This window comes from Streptomyces sp. NPDC047525 (assembly GCF_040643025.1).
In the GTDB taxonomy this organism is placed as follows: Bacteria; Actinomycetota; Actinomycetes; order Streptomycetales; family Streptomycetaceae; genus Streptomyces; species Streptomyces durmitorensis.
In genome coordinates this window covers 144,432-159,790 of the sequence record NZ_JBEYTL010000015.1, presented here as the reverse complement: position 1 = coordinate 159,790, position 15,359 = coordinate 144,432, and the positions used below count along the sequence as shown (strand labels likewise).

Annotated in this window: 19 protein-coding genes; 13 read left to right on the top strand and 6 right to left on the bottom strand. The window is 69.0% G+C overall.

The genetic code is table 11. From position 1 onward, the window contains the following. Nucleotides 1-3: 3 nt before the first annotated feature. Nucleotides 4-462 (bottom strand): nucleoside deaminase, encoded by a 459-nt coding sequence (locus ABZ833_RS34190; protein ID WP_361055039.1) that lies wholly within the window; start codon nt 460-462, stop codon nt 4-6. Nucleotides 463-591: 129 nt separating this feature from the next. Between ABZ833_RS34190 and ABZ833_RS34185 the strand changes: the two genes are divergently transcribed. After that, nucleotides 592-1,527: a DMT family transporter gene (locus ABZ833_RS34185; RefSeq protein ID WP_361055036.1), complete on the top strand. Its 936-nt coding sequence runs from the start codon at nt 592-594 to the stop codon at nt 1,525-1,527. Here the strand turns inward: ABZ833_RS34185 and ABZ833_RS34180 are convergent. After that, entirely contained in the window at nt 1,454-2,383 is a 930-nt protein-coding gene (locus ABZ833_RS34180; RefSeq protein ID WP_361055197.1) for a LysR family transcriptional regulator, read from the bottom strand. The two genes, ABZ833_RS34185 and ABZ833_RS34180, sit on opposite strands and share 74 nt — an antisense overlap. 25 nt (nt 2,384-2,408) lie before the next feature. Further along, nucleotides 2,409-2,750, bottom strand: a complete 342-nt coding sequence (locus ABZ833_RS34175; protein WP_361055033.1) for a PLD nuclease N-terminal domain-containing protein — start codon at nt 2,748-2,750, stop codon at nt 2,409-2,411. Nucleotides 2,751-2,821: 71 nt separating this feature from the next. Here ABZ833_RS34175 and ABZ833_RS34170 point away from each other — a divergent pair, with 71 nt between their 5' ends. From ABZ833_RS34170 to ABZ833_RS34160, 3 genes are read left to right on the top strand one after another with little or no spacing between them, the layout of a single operon-like run. Further along, on the top strand, nt 2,822-4,279 hold the full coding sequence (locus tag ABZ833_RS34170) for a menaquinone biosynthesis decarboxylase (protein WP_249588505.1): 1,458 nt from the start codon (nt 2,822-2,824) through the stop codon (nt 4,277-4,279). Between the two features lie 2 nt (nt 4,280-4,281). Further along, complete coding sequence (mqnP, locus tag ABZ833_RS34165) at nt 4,282-5,205, top strand: menaquinone biosynthesis prenyltransferase MqnP (protein ID WP_249588504.1); 924 nt, start codon at nt 4,282-4,284, stop codon at nt 5,203-5,205. Between the two features lie 9 nt (nt 5,206-5,214). Continuing rightward, nucleotides 5,215-5,895, top strand: coding sequence for a UbiX family flavin prenyltransferase (locus tag ABZ833_RS34160; protein ID WP_361055029.1), 681 nt, complete (start codon nt 5,215-5,217; stop codon nt 5,893-5,895). On the opposite strand, the gene ABZ833_RS34155 is transcribed toward ABZ833_RS34160, so the two are convergent. Next, nucleotides 5,892-6,020, bottom strand: coding sequence for a hypothetical protein (locus ABZ833_RS34155; protein WP_361055218.1), 129 nt, complete (start codon nt 6,018-6,020; stop codon nt 5,892-5,894). The two genes, ABZ833_RS34160 and ABZ833_RS34155, sit on opposite strands and share 4 nt — an antisense overlap. Nucleotides 6,021-6,179: 159 nt before the next feature. Between ABZ833_RS34155 and ABZ833_RS34150 the strand changes: the two genes are divergently transcribed. From ABZ833_RS34150 to ABZ833_RS34130, 5 genes are all read left to right on the top strand, one after another. Then, the gene (locus ABZ833_RS34150) at nt 6,180-6,635 is read left to right on the top strand and encodes an Lrp/AsnC family transcriptional regulator (protein ID WP_249588502.1); all 456 of its coding nucleotides are present in this window, start codon (nt 6,180-6,182) and stop codon (nt 6,633-6,635) included. Nucleotides 6,636-6,716: 81 nt separating this feature from the next. Continuing rightward, nucleotides 6,717-7,880 carry an aminofutalosine synthase MqnE gene (mqnE, locus tag ABZ833_RS34145; protein ID WP_361055025.1) on the top strand — a complete coding sequence of 388 codons (1,164 nt, stop codon included), beginning with the start codon at nt 6,717-6,719 and terminating at the stop codon, nt 7,878-7,880. Nucleotides 7,881-8,004: 124 nt separating this feature from the next. Further along, a complete protein-coding gene (locus tag ABZ833_RS34140; RefSeq protein WP_361055022.1) occupies nt 8,005-8,529 on the top strand; it encodes a GNAT family N-acetyltransferase in 525 nt (174 codons plus the stop codon). A 105-nt stretch (nt 8,530-8,634) separates the two neighbouring features. Then, on the top strand, nt 8,635-8,925 hold the full coding sequence (locus ABZ833_RS34135) for a DUF4229 domain-containing protein (RefSeq protein WP_361055019.1): 291 nt from the start codon (nt 8,635-8,637) through the stop codon (nt 8,923-8,925). A gap of 442 nt (nt 8,926-9,367) precedes the next feature. After that, nucleotides 9,368-10,729, top strand: coding sequence for a dicarboxylate/amino acid:cation symporter (locus tag ABZ833_RS34130; protein WP_361055016.1), 1,362 nt, complete (start codon nt 9,368-9,370; stop codon nt 10,727-10,729). A gap of 127 nt (nt 10,730-10,856) precedes the next feature. Here ABZ833_RS34130 and arsM read toward each other — a convergent pair whose 3' ends face one another. Next, nucleotides 10,857-11,642, bottom strand: coding sequence for an arsenite methyltransferase (gene arsM / locus ABZ833_RS34125; RefSeq protein WP_361055013.1), 786 nt, complete (start codon nt 11,640-11,642; stop codon nt 10,857-10,859). Nucleotides 11,643-11,730: 88 nt separating this feature from the next. On the opposite strand from arsM, the gene ABZ833_RS34120 reads away from it, so the two are divergent. The 4 genes from ABZ833_RS34120 to ABZ833_RS34105 all read left to right on the top strand — a co-directional run bounded on the left by ABZ833_RS34120 (nt 11,731) and on the right by ABZ833_RS34105 (nt 14,486). Next, complete coding sequence (locus tag ABZ833_RS34120; protein ID WP_361055010.1) at nt 11,731-12,150, top strand: metalloregulator ArsR/SmtB family transcription factor; 420 nt, start codon at nt 11,731-11,733, stop codon at nt 12,148-12,150. Beyond that, nucleotides 12,147-13,256 carry an ACR3 family arsenite efflux transporter gene (arsB, locus tag ABZ833_RS34115; protein ID WP_361055007.1) on the top strand — a complete coding sequence of 370 codons (1,110 nt, stop codon included), beginning with the start codon at nt 12,147-12,149 and terminating at the stop codon, nt 13,254-13,256. Before ABZ833_RS34120 ends, arsB begins: the two co-directional genes overlap by 4 nt. Next, the gene (locus tag ABZ833_RS34110) at nt 13,249-13,674 is read left to right on the top strand and encodes an arsenate reductase ArsC (RefSeq protein WP_361055004.1); all 426 of its coding nucleotides are present in this window, start codon (nt 13,249-13,251) and stop codon (nt 13,672-13,674) included. Before arsB ends, ABZ833_RS34110 begins: the two co-directional genes overlap by 8 nt. 167 nt (nt 13,675-13,841) lie before the next feature. Beyond that, a complete protein-coding gene (locus ABZ833_RS34105) occupies nt 13,842-14,486 on the top strand; it encodes a helix-turn-helix domain-containing protein (protein WP_361055194.1) in 645 nt (214 codons plus the stop codon). Here the strand turns inward: ABZ833_RS34105 and ABZ833_RS34100 are convergent. After that, on the bottom strand, nt 14,483-15,292 hold the full coding sequence (locus ABZ833_RS34100; protein ID WP_361055001.1) for a MaoC/PaaZ C-terminal domain-containing protein: 810 nt from the start codon (nt 15,290-15,292) through the stop codon (nt 14,483-14,485). The two genes, ABZ833_RS34105 and ABZ833_RS34100, sit on opposite strands and share 4 nt — an antisense overlap. Nucleotides 15,293-15,359: the final 67 nt, after the last annotated feature.

The following is a 15,359-nucleotide window of genomic DNA, read 5'->3' as shown; positions in this document are numbered from 1 at the left end:
TGACTACTCGACGTCCTCGCCGATGTCCTCGTGCCACAGCTCCGGCCGCGCCGCGATGAAGTCCTCCATCATCGCCGCGCACGCGGGATCGTCGAGGACCACGATCTCCACGCCGTGCTCCGCGAGCCAGTCGTGCCCGCCGTGGAACGTCCGCGCCTCGCCCACGACGACCCGCGAGATCCCGAACTGCCGCACCAGACCGCTGCAGTACCAGCAGGGGGAGAGCGTCGTGACCATCGTCGTCCCGCGGTAGGTGCGCTGGCGCCCCGCGTCGCGGAACGCGGAGGTCTCCGCGTGCAGGGACGGATCGCCGTCCTGGACGCGGCGGTTGTGCCCGCGTCCCAGCAGAACCCCGTCCGCGCCGTAGAGCGCGGCGCCGATGGGGATGCCGCCCTCCGCGAGCCCCTGCCGCGCCTCGCCGACAGCGGTCGCGAGCCATGCGCGGGCCTGTGCCTGATCCATGCGTGCACCTTTCGTCCGGAGCCTTGTCCGGGCCCCTGTCAGGGGCCATCGTCCCCGCCGATGGCCCCATCGGCACGACGCCCCACTGGCGCGTGGACCAGCGCATACGTCCGCTCGTAACTTCGACGCATGACCTCAGAGAACAAGGGCACGGCCCAGCTCACCGCCGCGATGGTGCTCTCCGGCACCCTCGGGATCTTCGTCGTCGAGTCGGGCGCGTCGGCCTTCAACGTCGTGTTCTTCCGCGTGCTCTTCGGTGCCATCGCCCTGGGCGCCTACGCCTTCGCCCGCGGCTACTTCCGCGGCCACGGCCTCACCCCGAAGAAGCTCGGACTCGCCGCGCTCGGCGGCGCGTTCATCGTCTTCAACTGGGTGTTCCTCTTCAAGGCGTACGAGGCGACCTCGATCTCCCTGGCCACCGTCGTCTACCACACGCAGCCGTTCCTGCTCGTGCTGCTCAGCGCGGTCATCTTCCGCGAGCGCCTGACCAGGCATCAACTCATGTGGCTGGCCACGGCGTTCGCCGGGCTCGTCCTGGTCTCCGGGGTGCGTCCGGGCGACCTCGGCTCGCTCACCGGCATCGGCTTCGCGCTCCTCGCCGCACTGCTCTACGGCCTGTCCACGCTCGTCACCAAGCGCATCACCGGTGTCCGCCCCCACCTCATCGCCCTGGTCCAAGTCCTCGTCGGCATACCGCTGTTGCTGCCCTTCGCCGACTTCGGCGCGATGAGCGGCACGGGCGCCGGATGGGGCTGGCTCGTCGGCCTCGGCGTCATCCACACCGGCCTGATGTACGTCCTGATGTACGCGGCGTACGCGAAGCTGCCCACCGCCAAGATCGCCGTACTCGCCTTCACCTACCCGGCGGTCGCGATGGTCGCCGACTGGGCCGTCTACGGGCACCACATCGGGCTCGTCCAGGCGCTCGGCGTACCGCTGATCGTCCTCGCGAGCCTCAAGGTGAACCGTGCCAAGTCGCCCAAGACGGTGGCTAGTTCACCGGCTCCTGAGGCTGCTGAGCCTCCGCTGCCTGCTCCCGCACCAGCCGTACCGACTGGTCGATGAACAGCCGCACATGCGAGGCAAGACGCTTGCCCGACCGCCACGCCAGCTGCGTGTGCAGCACGAACGGCGGCTCCCACGGCAGCGCGACGAGCACCCCCGAAGCCAGCTCGTCCCGCACCGCCATCCGCGGCAAAAGCGCCACCCCGAGGCCACCGGCGACACCCCGCTTGGTGGCCTCGATCGTGCCGAACTCCATGAAGGGCGGCGGGGCGCCGTTGCGCACCCGCAGCTCGTCCTCGAACAGGTCGCGATACGGGCAGCCCGGCTCCGTGCCGACCAGCTGCACCGCCGCCAGGTCGCCCGTGGCGAGCGAGTCGCCCCCGTGCCCGGCCAGCGGATGCGTCGGCGCGCAGACCAGGACCAGCGGCTCCTCGGCGAGGACCTCGGTCTCCAGGCCCGCGTGCGTGGTCTCCCGCTCCATCAGGAACCCCACGTCGTACGTCCCCTGCCGCAGCGCGTGGCGGGTCTCGTCGCCCAGGGTGGGGCGCAGCGAGAGCTGCACCTTCGGGTAGCGGTGGTGGAAGAGTTCGAGCAGCGGGGGCAGGCGGTAGGAGGTCAGCGACTCCATCGTGCCGACCGCGATCGCGCCGCTCGGCTCCCCGGCGTCGGCGACCTCGGCCCGCGCCTCCTCCGTCAGCTCGATGATCTGCCGGGCGTAGGGGAGCAGGCGCTCACCGGCCTCCGTCAGACGGATGCGGCTGCCGAGCCGGTCGAAGAGCTCGGTGCCCAGCGAGGACTCCAGGGAGCGGATCTGGCTGGTGACGCTGGACTGGGCGTACTTCAGCTCGGCCGCGGCCTGCGTGAAGCTGAGTACGGACGCGACTTTTTCGAAGGTGACGAGCAGCCGCAGTTCCATCATTCAGCCTTCCGTTCCCCTGGCCCTAGCTCTCCGTGCCCTTGTCCCGCTTCTTGTCGTCCGGGTCCTCGTCCCTGAGGGACTTCAGGAACTCGGGGTTGTCGTCCGGCGCGACCCACTGTCCGCCGCGCCCGGGGCGCGTGCCACCCCCGGCGGCGGGTGTCTTGCGCACCTTGCCCGTGACGAACCAGGCGATCGGGCCGAGGAGAACCTCGCCGAAGAGCAGCACGATGATGACCCAGACCACCTTCGGCAGATGCCTGATCTCCTTCTCCGGAGTGTTCAGGACATCGATGAAGGCATAGATCCACACGGCCAGGACCAGCAGGAACGGCAGATACCTGAGCATGGTGGCGCGATTCCCCAAGCGACGAAGGTAGGGCGGCGTGCGGGCCCCGCTGTCGGGGCCAGGGTAGCCGGTGACCGATACTTGACCGCATGGCTTATGACGATCTTCGCTCCCTGCTCCGTGCACTGGAGCGCGAGGGCGATCTCAAGCGCATCAAGGCCGAGGTCGATCCGTATCTGGAGGTCGGCGAGATCACCGACCGGGTGCAGAAGTCCGGCGGCCCCGCGCTCCTCTTCGAGAACGTCAAGGGCTCGGCGATGCCCCTTGCGATGAACGTGTACGGGACGGACCGCCGCCTCCTGAAGGCGCTCGGCCTGAAGTCGTACGGCGAGATCAGCGAGAAGATCGGCGGCCTGCTCAAGCCGGAGCTGCCGCACGGCTTCGTCGGGGTGCGCGAGGCCTTCGGGAAGCTCGGCGCCATGACGCACGTGCCGCCGAAGAAGGTGAAGTCCGACAACGCGCCCGTGCAGGAGGTCGTCCTCACCGGTGACGACGTCGACCTGGAGAAGCTGCCCGCGCTCTTCACCTGGCCCGAGGACGGCGGCTCCTTCTTCAACCTGGGTCTGACCCACACCAAGGACCCGGACACGGGCGTCCGCAACCTCGGTCTGTACCGCCTCCAGCGCCACGACAAGCGCACCATCGGCATGCACTGGCAGATCCACAAGGACAGCCGCAACCACTACCAGGTGGCCGCCCGCAGGGGCGAGAAGCTGCCGGTCGCGATCGCCTTCGGCTGTCCGCCCGCCGTCACGTACGCCTCCACCGCGCCGCTGCCCGGCGACATGGACGAGTACATGCTGGCCGGGTTCATCCAGGGCAAGCGCGTGGAGATGGTCGACTGCAAGACGGTCCCGCTCCAGGTCCCGGCGCACGCCGAGGTCGTCATCGAGGGCTGGCTGGAGCCGGGCGAGATGCTCCCCGAGGGCCCCTTCGGCGACCACACCGGCTTCTACACGCCGCAGGAGCCGTTCCCCGCGCTGAAGATCGACTGCGTGACGATGCGGAAGCGTCCGCTGCTCCAGTCGATCGTCGTGGGCCGCCCGCCGACGGAGGACGGCCCTCTTGGCCGCGCCACGGAGAGGTTCTTCCTCCCCCTCCTCAAGGTGATCGTCCCGGACATCGTGGACTACCACCTGCCGGAGTCCGGCGGCTTCCACAACTGCGCGATCGTCTCGATCGACAAGAAGTACCCGAAGCACGCGCAGAAGGTCATGCACGCCATCTGGGGTGCGCACATGATGTCGCTGACCAAACTGATCGTGGTCGTGGACAAGGATTGCGACGTCCATGACCTGCACGAAGTGTCCTGGCGCGCGCTCGGCAACACCGACTACGCCCGCGACCTGACGGTGGCCGAAGGTCCCGTCGACCATCTCGACCACGCCTCCTACCAGCAGTTCTGGGGCGGCAAGGCGGGCATCGACGCGACGAAGAAGCTGCCCGAAGAGGGATACACCCGGGACGGGGGCTGGCCGAACATGGTCGAGTCCGACCCGGAGACGGCGTCGAAGGTCGACCGCCGCTGGAAGGAGTACGGGCTCTAAAGATGAGTGCTGATTCAGCCACCCCGGAACTCTTCGGGCCCGAGCCCGCGCCGCCCGGCAAGGTCAAGGCGTTCCTGCGCCTGGTCATGATCGAGCACTCGGTCTTCGCCCTGCCCTTCGCGTACATCGCGGCGCTGACCGCGATGTTCCAGCTGGACGAGAACATCCACTGGGGGCGGCTGCTCCTGGTCACGATCTGCATGGTCGGCCTGCGGACGTTCGCCATGGCCGCCAACCGGATCATCGACCGGGAGATCGACGCCCGGAACCCGAGGACCGCCCACCGCGAGCTCGTCACGGGCGCCGTCTCGGTGAAGTCCGCCTGGACCGGCGCGCTGATCGCCCTCGTCGTGTTCCTCGCATCGGCCGCCCTGCTCAACCCGCTCTGCCTCGCGCTCGCGCCCATCGCGGTGATCCCGATGGTGGTCTATCCCTACGGCAAGCGGTTCACGAACTTCCCGCAGGCGATCCTGGGCCTGGCCCAGGCCATGGGTCCGGTCGGCGCCTGGATCGCGATCACCGGCGAGTGGTCGTGGCAGGCCGTCATCCTCGGGCTCGCGGTCGGCGTCTGGATCGGCGGCTTCGACCTGATCTACGCCTGCCAGGACGTGGAGACGGACCGCGAGGTCGGCGTGATGTCGGTGCCCGCGCGGTTCGGCATCCCGGGCGCCATCTGGGGTGCGCGCGGCTGCCACCTGGTGACCACGGCGCTGTTCGTCTGGTACGCCGCCGCCACCGACGCGGGCGCGTTCCTGTGGCTGGGCATCGCGGTCGTCGCCGGCGCGTTCGTCTACGAGCACTCCATCGTGAAGCCGCATGACCTCTCGCGGCTCAACCGCGCCTTCTTCCAGGTCAACGGCTTCATCGGTATCGCGCTCTTCGTCTGTGCGCTGCTCGATCTGCTGGTGCGCGGCCTGACCGTCTAGGCTCACAGCGTGAAGCCAGGAGATACGCAGCGTAAGCCTTGGATCGTGGGGGTGTCGGGGGCCTCAGGGACCCCGTACGCCGCTGCCGTGCTGCGGGCGCTGCTCGCGGCGGGGGAGAGCGTGGACCTGGTGGTCTCGCGGGCCTCGCGCCTGACGATCCTCGACGAGACGGGCATCGCCTTCCGGGACGCGCACTGGCAGGACGACCTGCGGGAGTGGCTCGGGCGGGGTGCCGACGGGAAGCCGGGCACCTTCGACGTGCCGGTGGACGGCGTGCGGTACTGGGCGGCCGGGGATCTGGCCGCCGGCCCTTCGTCGGGGTCGTACGCGACCAAGGGGATGCTCATCGTGCCCGCGTCCACGGCGTGCGTGGCCGGGGTGGCGCTCGGGCTCTCGAAGGATCTGCTGCAGCGGTCGGCGAGCGTGACGCTCAAGGAAGGCCGCCGGCTCGTGGTCTGCGTACGCGAGACGCCGCTGAACGGGCAGACGCTGAAGCACTTGGTGAGCCTGGACGAGGCGGGCGCGATCGTGCTGCCCGCCTCTCCGGCGTTCTACGCGGGGGCGACGCACATCCAGGATCTGGTGGACTTCGTCGCCGGGCGGACGCTCGACGCGGCAGGGGTGCCGCATGAGCTGTACCGCCGCTGGAAGGGAGAGCTCGGTGGAGGCTCTGCCCCTTCGGGGGGTTAGCGCTTCTTGGCGGCGCGCTTCGTGCTGCGCTCGGCCTTGGGCGCGGTGGGCTGATGGGCACGCGAGCGGTTGGCCAGGTCCTGCAGCTCGCGCATCCGGGCGTAGGCCATCTCGATCGAGTACACGGTGTCTCTCACTCCTGAGTGTTGTTTGTGAAGTGTCGTTTGAAGAATCAACGCCGATCGGCGGAGATTCCGAAAGATTCACAGGGGTTCAACCCTGTTGCACCTTAGATTCTACACATAGACTCGCGGTATCGCTGAATAATGAAAGGCATCGCACCTATGGACGCCGTGGACAGGCAGCTCATCCAGGCTCTGCGCGAGAACGGCAGGGCCTCGTACGCCGAACTCGGCCGGCTCGTCGGCCTCTCCGGACCGAGCGTCACGGACCGGATCAACCGCCTCGAAGCGGCGGGTGTCATCACCGGATACCGCGCGACCGTGGACTCCGCCTCGCTCGGTCTGGGCGTCATCGCCCTGATCGGCATCTCCCTCTCGGACGCCGCCGACCATGAGGACGTGGCGCGGCGCCTGAAGGACCTGCACGAGATCGAGGACTGCTGGTTCATCGCGGGCGACGACTCGTACATGCTCAAGGTGCGCGCCAGTGACGTGGACGGCCTGGAGAAGACGATCCGCAGGCTGAGCGGCACGAAGGGCGTCTCCAGGACGCGTACGACGATCGTGCTCTCCACGAAGTGGGAGAACAGGGTCGGGGAGCTGCCCGAAGAGGGATGAGTACGGGGGCGTACCGTGGGCGAGGCCTGATTTACGCAGACATTTAGAGCAGACGGAACAGACACGGAGAGGCGGCCGGGAATGGACGCTGGGCTCAAGCGCGAGCTGGAGGAGAAGGTCCGCGCGGGTGAGCGGCTGTCCCGCGAGGACGGCATCGCCCTCTACGCATCGGACGATCTGGCCTGGCTCGGCGGTCTCGCCCACGAGGTGCGCACGCGCAAGAACGGCGACGTCGTGCACTTCAACGTCAACCGTCACCTCAACATGACGAACGTGTGCACCGCCTCCTGCGCGTACTGCTCGTTCCAGCGCAAGCCGGGCGAGAAGGACGCGTACACGATGCGCATCGAGGAGGCCGTCCGCCTCGCCAAGGCGATGGAGGGCGAGAACCTCACCGAGCTGCACATCGTCAACGGCCTGCACCCGAACCTGCCGTGGCGCTACTACCCGCGTTCGCTGAGCGAGCTCAAGAAGGCGCTCCCGGACGTCTCCCTGAAGGCCTTCACGGCCACGGAGATCCACCACTTCGAGACGATCTCGGGGATGTCGGCGTCCGACATCCTCGACGAGCTGATCGAGGCGGGCCTTGAGTCGCTGACCGGCGGCGGCGCGGAGATCTTCGACTGGGAGGTCCGCCAGCACATCGTCGACCACCGCACCCACTGGGAGGACTGGTCGCGCATCCACCGCCTCGCGCACGAGAAGGGTCTGAAGACCCCGAGCACGATGCTGTACGGCCACATCGAGGAGCCCCGTCACCGGGTCGACCACGTGCTGCGCCTGCGCGAACTCCAGGACGAGACCGGCGGTTTCCAGGTCTTCATCCCGCTGCGGTACCAGCACGACTTCGTGGACATGAAGGACGGCAAGGTCAGGAACCGCCTCCAGGCGCGGACGACCATGGCGTCGGGCGCCGAGGCCCTGAAGACCTTCGCGGTCTCGCGGCTGCTCTTCGACAATGTCCCGCACGTCAAGGTCTTCTGGGTCATGCACGGCCTCCAGACGACGCAGCTCGCGCTGCAGCACGGCGCGGACGACATGGACGGCTCGGTCGTCGAGTACAAGATCACGCACGACGCGGACAACTTCGGTACGCCGAACAAGCTGACGCGGGAGGACCTGCTCGACCTCATCCGCGAGGCGGGCTTCCGCCCCGTCGAGCGCAACACTCGCTACGAGTCGATCCGTGAGTACGACGGTCCTGACCTGGCGCTGCGCGAGACCCCGCAGGCGATGCGGGTCTGACGCACCCGCGTACGGACGACGAGCCCCGGCCCCTTCGGCCGGGGCTCGCCGCGTTCGCCGCGCTCGTTGTCCGCGATGCGGAACGCGGTTGAGGCACGGGATGGGTAATAGTTAATCTCGCCCTATGGCACTTACCTTCCGGTTGGACCCGGAGATCGATCCCGCCCTCCGCGACGGCGTCCTCGCCCTCTGGGCCGACGTGTCCAACGCCGGCGGGGCCGTCGGCTTCGTACCGCCCGTGACGGTCGAGGACATCCGGCCCGAGTGGCTCAAGCGCCTGACCCAGCTCAGTCAGGGGGACACCCGGCTCCTCGTCGGGTACGACGAGGACGGCACCGTCGCCGCGACCGCCTTCCTCGCCTACAACACGCACCGCCTGATGAAGCACTGGATCTGGCTGTACGTGGTGATGGTGCACCCCAGGCACCAGGGCAAGGGATACGGCCGCGACCTGATGGCCGCCGCCGCGGACGCCGCCCGGGGGCTCGACGGGATCGAGGCGATCCGGCTGACCTGCCGGGGCGGCACGGGGGTCGACCGGTTCTACGAGTCCTGCGGATACAAGGAGGTCGGACGGGTGCCCGGCGCGATCCGCGTCGCCCCCGGCGACGACCGCGACGACATCACCATGCTGCTCCCGCTCGGCTGACGGTTCCCGCGAGGCTCACCCCCTTGCTGGACGCGACCCCTCCCGTGCTTCACTGGTGGGGCTCGTCCTACTCGGGCCCATTTCGGAACGGAAGAGTGGATTGACATGCTCCGCTACACGCTGATGCGCCTCGGGCTCTTCGTGGGCTGCTTTTTCGCGGTCTGGGGCCTTGTCTATGCCGGGATCCTGCCGAAGGGCCTCGGAGACTCCAACCTCCTGTGGGTCCTGCTGCTCGCGCTCGTCATCTCCGCGCCCCTCAGCTTCGTGCTGCTGCGCAAGGAGCGGGACCGGGCGTCGATCCAGGTCGTCGAGCGCGTGGAGCGGACCAAGGCCAACCTGGAGGCGAACCGCACCCAGGAGGACCTCGCCGACGACGCGGCCCGCGCGAAGTCGTAAGGTCCGCGCGCAGTCGTAAGGCCCGCGTGAAGTCGTAAGCTTCGTCACAGAAGCCTCAACCCCGGTACTGGAGCAGCCGCTCCGGGCCGGGGTTTCTTGCGTCCCGGGAGTGATCCCGCCTCCGATCGGCCTCGTCTACCTCAAACAAGACCTTTGATGTTCTCAAAGTTCAAGTGTTAACGTGTTCGACATGAAGACAGCAGCCGCGCACCGCATCGCCATGAGCGTTCCGCTCGTGGCGCGCCTGCATGTCGATCTCTGCCGCTGCATGTCCGCGGCCTGTCGTCGCCGTCTCTGAGTTCTCGCTGAGCCTCTCCGACACAGCGCAAGCGACAAGCACCAAGTGACATCTGCACTGCAGCGGCGCCGTTACGGCCGTTCCGTCTGACCCCTCGCGGTCGCCGCTCCCTCACGTCCCCCTGCCATTACCCGGAGTGTGTCCGTGTCCGCGAAGTCCCCCGTGTCCCCGGCCCCGCAGGCCGACGAGCCGACGTCCGGCTCCCGGATACCCAAGTTCCTCAAGCCGCCCTTCTGGGCGCAGATTCTCGGCGGTCTGGTCCTCGGCGTCCTGCTCGGCTGGCTCGCCCGCAGCCAGGACATCTCCTGGCTCGTCACCACCTTGGACAAGGTGGGCACCACCTTCATCGGGCTCCTGAAGCTCGCGGTCGCCCCGCTCGTCTTCTTCGCGATCCTGGTGTCGATCACCAACCTGCGCAAGGTCAACAACGCGGCGCGCCTCGCCACCCAGACGCTGATCTGGTTCATGATCACCTCGCTGATCGCGGTCGTCATCGGCCTCGCCATCGGGCTCCTCACGAACCCGGGCTCCGGCACCGGCCTCACCCCGAAGGACGGCGCCAAGCCGGACCACGCGGGCTCCTGGATCGACTTCCTGACCGGGATCATCCCGACGGACGTCGTCACGCCGTTCACCGAGCTCAACGTCCTGCAGATCGTCTTCATGGCAGCCGTCGCCGGTATCGCCGTACTGAAGATCGGCGAGAAGGCGCAGCCGATCCTGGAGCTGAGCGAGTCCGTGCTCGCCCTGCTCCAGAAGGCCCTGTGGTGGGTCATCAAGCTCTCCCCGATCGGCACCGTCGGCCTCATCGGCTTCGCCATCGCCGACTACGGCTGGGACCTGATCGGCAAGTACGCGACGTTCACCGCCGACATCTACGTCGGCTGCGCCATCGTGATGTTCGGCGTCTACCCGCTGCTGCTCTCCACGGTCGCCAAGGTCAACCCGGTGCAGTTCTTCAAGGGCGCCTGGCCCGCGATCCAGCTGGCCTTCGTCTCGCGCTCCTCGGTCGGCACGATGCCGGTCACCCAGAAGGTCACCGAGCGCCTCGGCGTGCCGAAGGAGTACACCTCCTTCGCGGTGCCGTTCGGCTCGACCACGAAGATGGACGGCTGCGCCGCGATCTACCCGGCGATCGCCGCGATCTTCGTCGCGCAGATCTTCGACGTGCAGCTCGGCGTCAAGGAGTACCTCCTGATCGCCTTCGTCTCGGTGGTGGGCTCGGCCGCGACGGCCGGTCTGACCGGCGCGACGGTCATGCTGACGCTGACCCTGTCGACGCTGGGCCTGCCGATGGAGGGCGTGGGTCTGCTGCTCGCCATCGACCCGGTCCTGGACATGATGCGCACGGCCACGAACGTGGCAGGACAAGCGGCCGTGCCGGTGATCGTCGCCGCCCGCGAGAAGATTCTCGACCGTGAGGCCTACGAGAACGCGTCGGCTTCGCCGCTCGACGGGTTCGACGGGGTTGCCGACGAGCCGCAGACGGTGCCTGCCGCCGCCTGACGTCCCCCGGCTCGTGGTGAGCGTGCCCCGTACCTGGATTCTTTCCGGGTGCGGGGCACGTTTGCTGTTCTGCCTGTGCCTGTGCCTGTGCCTGTGCCTCTGCCTCAGCCGCAGGGGCGACGGCTGATCAGTGGTCGCCCGCGGTCACGGGCTTCGTCGCGCGGACGATGGCGGAGTGCATGGCGTCGGCGACGGTGTGGGTCGGGGTGAGTTCGATGTCCGTGAAGCCGGCCGCCGACAGGCCGTCGCGGTACTCGGTGAAGGAGAGCGCGCCCGCGATGCAGCCGACGTAGTCGCCGCGTTCGGCGCGCTGTTCGGGGGTGAGGGCATCGTCGGCGACGACGTCGGAGATGCCGATCCGGCCGCCGGGCGTCAGGACGCGGAACATCTCGGCGAACACCGCGGGCTTGTCGGTGGACAGGTTGATCACGCAGTTGGAGATGACGACGTCGATGGTGTGCGCGGGCAGCGGGACGGCCTCGATCGTGCCCTTGAGGAACTCGACGTTGGTGGCGCCCGCCTTCTTCTGGTTGTCGCGTGCCAGGGCGAGCATCTCCTCGGTCATGTCCAGGCCGTAGGCCTTGCCGGTGGGGCCGACGCGGCGGGCCGAGAGCAGGACGTCGATGCCTCCGCCGGAGCCGAGGTCCAGGACGCGCTCGCCCTCGTGGAGGTCGGCGACGGCGGTGGGGTTGCCGCAGCCCAGCGAGGCGGCGACGGCCTCGGCGGGCAGCTGGTCGCGCTCGTCGGCGGCGTAGAGGGTCCCGCCGAAGTTCTCGTCGACCTCGATCGCGGCCGGTCCGCAACAGGCGGTGCCGCCTTCGGTGACCTGGACGGCGGCGGCCGCGTAGCGCTCGCGGACGGTTTCGCGCAGGTCAGTGGATGTGGATTCCGTGGATGTGGATTCCGTGCTCATGGCTGTCGCTCCTCGACTGTATTGATGTTTCTCGATGCAGGCTTGATGCGAGCTTGCGCCTTGGATCGAAGAACGTCAACATAGAAGCATGTCGAAACAAGAGCTTGTGGTGCTCGGTCAGGACGGCGGCGCCGACGGGTGCTGCCCGACCCTGCTGGCCGCCCCCATGGCCGAGGACCAGGCCGTTGAGCTGGCGAAGGTGTTCAAGGCCCTCGGGGACCCGGTGCGGCTGCGGCTGCTGTCGATGATCGCCTCGCGGGAGGGCGGGGAGATCTGCGTGTGCGATCTGACCCCCGCCTTCGATCTCTCCCAGCCGACGATCTCCCACCACCTCAAGCTCCTGAAGCAGGCCGGTCTCATCGCCTCCGAGCGGCGGGGCACGTGGGTGTACTACCGGGTGCTGCCCGAGGCGACTGACCGGCTCGCGGCGGTCCTCACTCGCCCGGGTGCGAGTGCGGGTGCGAGTGCGGGGTCAGCGGGTGCGGGGTCAGTGGGTGTGGGCTCGTGAGCGGGGTGACGGCTGCCGATCCCGCAGCCGATGCGGGGCCGGTCGCGGCGCGGCTGTCGTTCCTCGACCGGTTCCTCGCGGTGTGGATCCTGATCGCGATGGCCGCGGGCCTCGGCCTCGGCCGTCTCGTGCCAGGCCTCGGGGACGCGCTGGCCGAGGTCACCGTCACCGGGGTCTCCCTGCCGATCGCGCTGGGCCTGCTGGTGATGATGTATCCGGTCCTTGCCAAGGTCCGTTACGACCGGCTCGACTCCGTCACGCGGGATCGCCGCCTGCTCGTCCCCTCCCTGGTCCTGAACTGGGTCCTCGGCCCGGCGCTGATGTTCGCGCTCGCCTGGATCTTCCTGCCCGACCTGCCGGAGTACCGGACCGGGTTGATCATCGTCGGGCTCGCCCGGTGCATCGCGATGGTCATCATCTGGAACGACCTCGCCTGCGGCGACCGGGAGGCGGCGGCCGTGCTGGTCGCCCTCAACTCGGTGTTCCAGGTGATCGCGTTCAGCCTGCTCGGCTGGTTCTATCTCTCCGTGCTGCCCGGCTGGCTGGGCCTGGAGACCACCGGCCTGAACGTCTCGGTGTGGGAGATCGCCCGCAGTGTGCTGATCTTTCTCGGCATCCCGCTTGCGGCCGGTTTCCTGACCCGCAAGCTGGGCGAGCGGGTGAAGGGGCGCGCCTGGTACGAGGCTGAACTGATCCCGAGGATCGGTCCGTTCGCGCTCTATGGCCTGCTGTTCACGATCGTCGTGCTCTTCGCGCTACAGGGGGATGCGATCACTTCCCGGCCGGTGGACGTGGCGCGGATCGCGCTGCCGCTGCTGGTGTACTTCGCCGTGATGTGGGCCGGGTCCATGGCTCTGGGCAAGGCTGTCGGTCTCGACTATCCGCGGGCCACGACGCTGGCGTTCACCGCGGCGGGCAACAACTTCGAACTCGCCATCGCCGTCGCCATCGCCACGTTCGGTGCGACGTCGGGGCAGGCCCTGGCCGGGGTCGTCGGTCCGCTCATCGAGGTGCCGGTGCTGATCGGACTGGTGCATGTCGCTCTGGCGGCTCGGCGCCGTTTCCCTCGGGTCGGCGCTGTGGAGGAAGGTCCCGCCCGTGTCTGAGGCCAAGGGGTTCGAGGGGGCCGTGCCCTCCGTGTTGTTCGTGTGCGTGCACAACGCCGGACGCTCGCAGATGGCCGCGGCCTGGCTCGCCCACCTTGCCGGTGGCCGCATCGAGGTCCGATCGGCGGGATCCGCTCCCGCCGAGACCATCAATCCCGCCGTCGCCGGGGCGATGCGCGAAGTCGGCGTCGACATCTCGGCCGAAGTGCCCAAGGTCCTCACGGCCGAGGCTGTTCAGGCGTCCGACGTGGTGATCACCATGGGCTGCGGTGACGCCTGCCCCGTCTTCCCCGGCAAGAGATATCTGGACTGGAAGCTCGACGACCCGGCCGGGCAGGGCGTCGCTGCCGTGCGCCCCATACGGGACGAGATCAGGGTGAGGGTCGAAGCGTTGATCGCGGAGCTGCTGCTGCGCTGAGTCGCCGGGTCGCCGGGGGCCGTCGGGTTGCCGGGTCTTCGGGGTGAGTGCATCATCGTAGGCTGGTTCTTTCTGTGCGCAGGTTGTGTGGAGGGTGGGCGGCCGGGGTGGGCGACGTGAAGGCCGGAGCGGTGGCCGCTGGTGCGGTGGGGAAGCGGCAGAAGCGGATGCCGCGGGCCGTGCGGGAGCAGCAGATGCTGGACGCCGCCGTGCGGATCTTCGGGCAGCGGGGGTACCGGGCGGCTTCGATGGATGAGATCGCGGACGTCGCGGGGGTCTCGAAGCCGCTGGTGTACCTGTACTTGAACTCCAAGGAAGAGCTGTTCACCGCGTGCATCCGGCGGGAGGCTGCGGCGTTGGTGGCGGCGGTGCGGGCCGGGGTCAGCGAGGGCGAGGGCGAGGGCGGGGGCGGGGTGCGTGGGGGCCTGCCCGCCGACCGGCAGCTGTGGGCCGGGCTGCAGGCCTTCTTCACGCATACCGCGGAGCGGCCCGACGCGTGGGTGGTGCTGCACAACCAGGCGCGGACGCAGGGGGAGCCGTTCGCCGCCGAGGTCGCCGTGATGCGCGAGGAGATCGTGGCGTTCGTTACGTCGCTGATCGCGGAGGCGGCACGGGAGGCGCACCGGAAGCCGGAGCTCGCGGAGCGCGAAGTGGCGGGCCTCGCGCAGGCGTTGGTGGGGGCGGCGGAGTCTCTGGCGGGCTGGGCGAACGGGGATGCGTCGGTGTCCGCGAAGGAGGCAGCGGCGACACTGATGAACTTCGCGTGGGCGGGGCTCGGGGAGTTGATGGAGGGGCGGCGGTGGGTTCCTTAGCGGATGGTTCCGCTGAGGTGGGTGGTGTTGCTGTCGCTGCTCCGGAGTTCGAAGGCTGGTCCGTCGGCGGCGTAGGTGACGGTGCTGGGGAGTAGTACGGGGGCCTTGAAGTCGATCTGTACGTGGGCGGATTCGGGCGTGCCGTACTCGGCGAGGCAGCGGGCGGCGGTCCACATGCCGTGGGCGATGGCTCGGGGGAAGCCGAGCAGGCGTGCGGTGAGGGGGTACAGGTGGATGGGGTTGCGGTCACCTGAGACGGCGCCGTAGCGGCGGCCGAGGTCTGCGGGGAGCGGCCACTCGGCGTGGGCGGGGAGGGGGGTTCCGTTGCTGCCGCGCGGTGGGCGGGGTGTCTCGGTGCTGGTGCGGTGGCGGGCGAGGTAGGTGCTGCTGGAGGTCCATACGGCGGTGCCGTCGACGCGGGCCTCGGTGACGAGGGTGGCTTCGGTGCCACGGCGGTGGGGGGTCAAGTGGGCGGCGTGCACGGAGAGTTCGAGGCTGTCGGCGGTGGTCGGCGCGCGGTGCTGGGTGATCTCGATGGACGTGTGGACGAGGCCGAGGAGGGGGAGCGGAAAGGCGCGGGTGGTCATGAGGCGCATGGCCAGGGGGAAGCTGAGGACGTGGGGGTAGGTGAGGGGGAGGGTGTGCGTGGGGGTGCGGTAGCCGCAGAGGCGGGAGTAGGCGGCGAGGTGGGCGGGGCTGGGGCGAACGCCGGTGAGGGTCGGGCGGGAGCTGGGGAGGGGGGCGTCGGGGCGGGGCCGCTTGAGGGGGGAGAGGATCGCGCCGCGGAGGAGCAGGGGGGCGAGCATGGGGGTCCTTTCGGGGGTGCGTGGCCGACTGCGGGTGCGTGCGTGCTGCGGGTCTGGTCCGTCTGTG

Coding starts and splice junctions, on each gene's coding strand:
- ABZ833_RS34100 (WP_361055001.1), bottom strand. CDS start 15,292: ATGCTCGCCCCCCTGCTCCTCCGCGGCGCGATCCTCTCCCCCCTCAAG.
- ABZ833_RS34180 (WP_361055197.1), bottom strand. CDS start 2,383: ATGGAACTGCGGCTGCTCGTCACCTTCGAAAAAGTCGCGTCCGTACTC.
- ABZ833_RS34170 (WP_249588505.1), top strand. CDS start 2,822: ATGGCTTATGACGATCTTCGCTCCCTGCTCCGTGCACTGGAGCGCGAG.
- ABZ833_RS34150 (WP_249588502.1), top strand. CDS start 6,180: ATGGACGCCGTGGACAGGCAGCTCATCCAGGCTCTGCGCGAGAACGGC.
- ABZ833_RS34190 (WP_361055039.1), bottom strand. CDS start 462: ATGGATCAGGCACAGGCCCGCGCATGGCTCGCGACCGCTGTCGGCGAG.
- ABZ833_RS34105 (WP_361055194.1), top strand. CDS start 13,842: ATGCCGCGGGCCGTGCGGGAGCAGCAGATGCTGGACGCCGCCGTGCGG.
- ABZ833_RS34185 (WP_361055036.1), top strand. CDS start 592: ATGACCTCAGAGAACAAGGGCACGGCCCAGCTCACCGCCGCGATGGTG.
- ABZ833_RS34140 (WP_361055022.1), top strand. CDS start 8,005: ATGGCACTTACCTTCCGGTTGGACCCGGAGATCGATCCCGCCCTCCGC.
- ABZ833_RS34120 (WP_361055010.1), top strand. CDS start 11,731: ATGTCGAAACAAGAGCTTGTGGTGCTCGGTCAGGACGGCGGCGCCGAC.
- arsM (WP_361055013.1), bottom strand. CDS start 11,642: ATGAGCACGGAATCCACATCCACGGAATCCACATCCACTGACCTGCGC.
- ABZ833_RS34135 (WP_361055019.1), top strand. CDS start 8,635: ATGCTCCGCTACACGCTGATGCGCCTCGGGCTCTTCGTGGGCTGCTTT.
- mqnE (WP_361055025.1), top strand. CDS start 6,717: ATGGACGCTGGGCTCAAGCGCGAGCTGGAGGAGAAGGTCCGCGCGGGT.
- mqnP (WP_249588504.1), top strand. CDS start 4,282: ATGAGTGCTGATTCAGCCACCCCGGAACTCTTCGGGCCCGAGCCCGCG.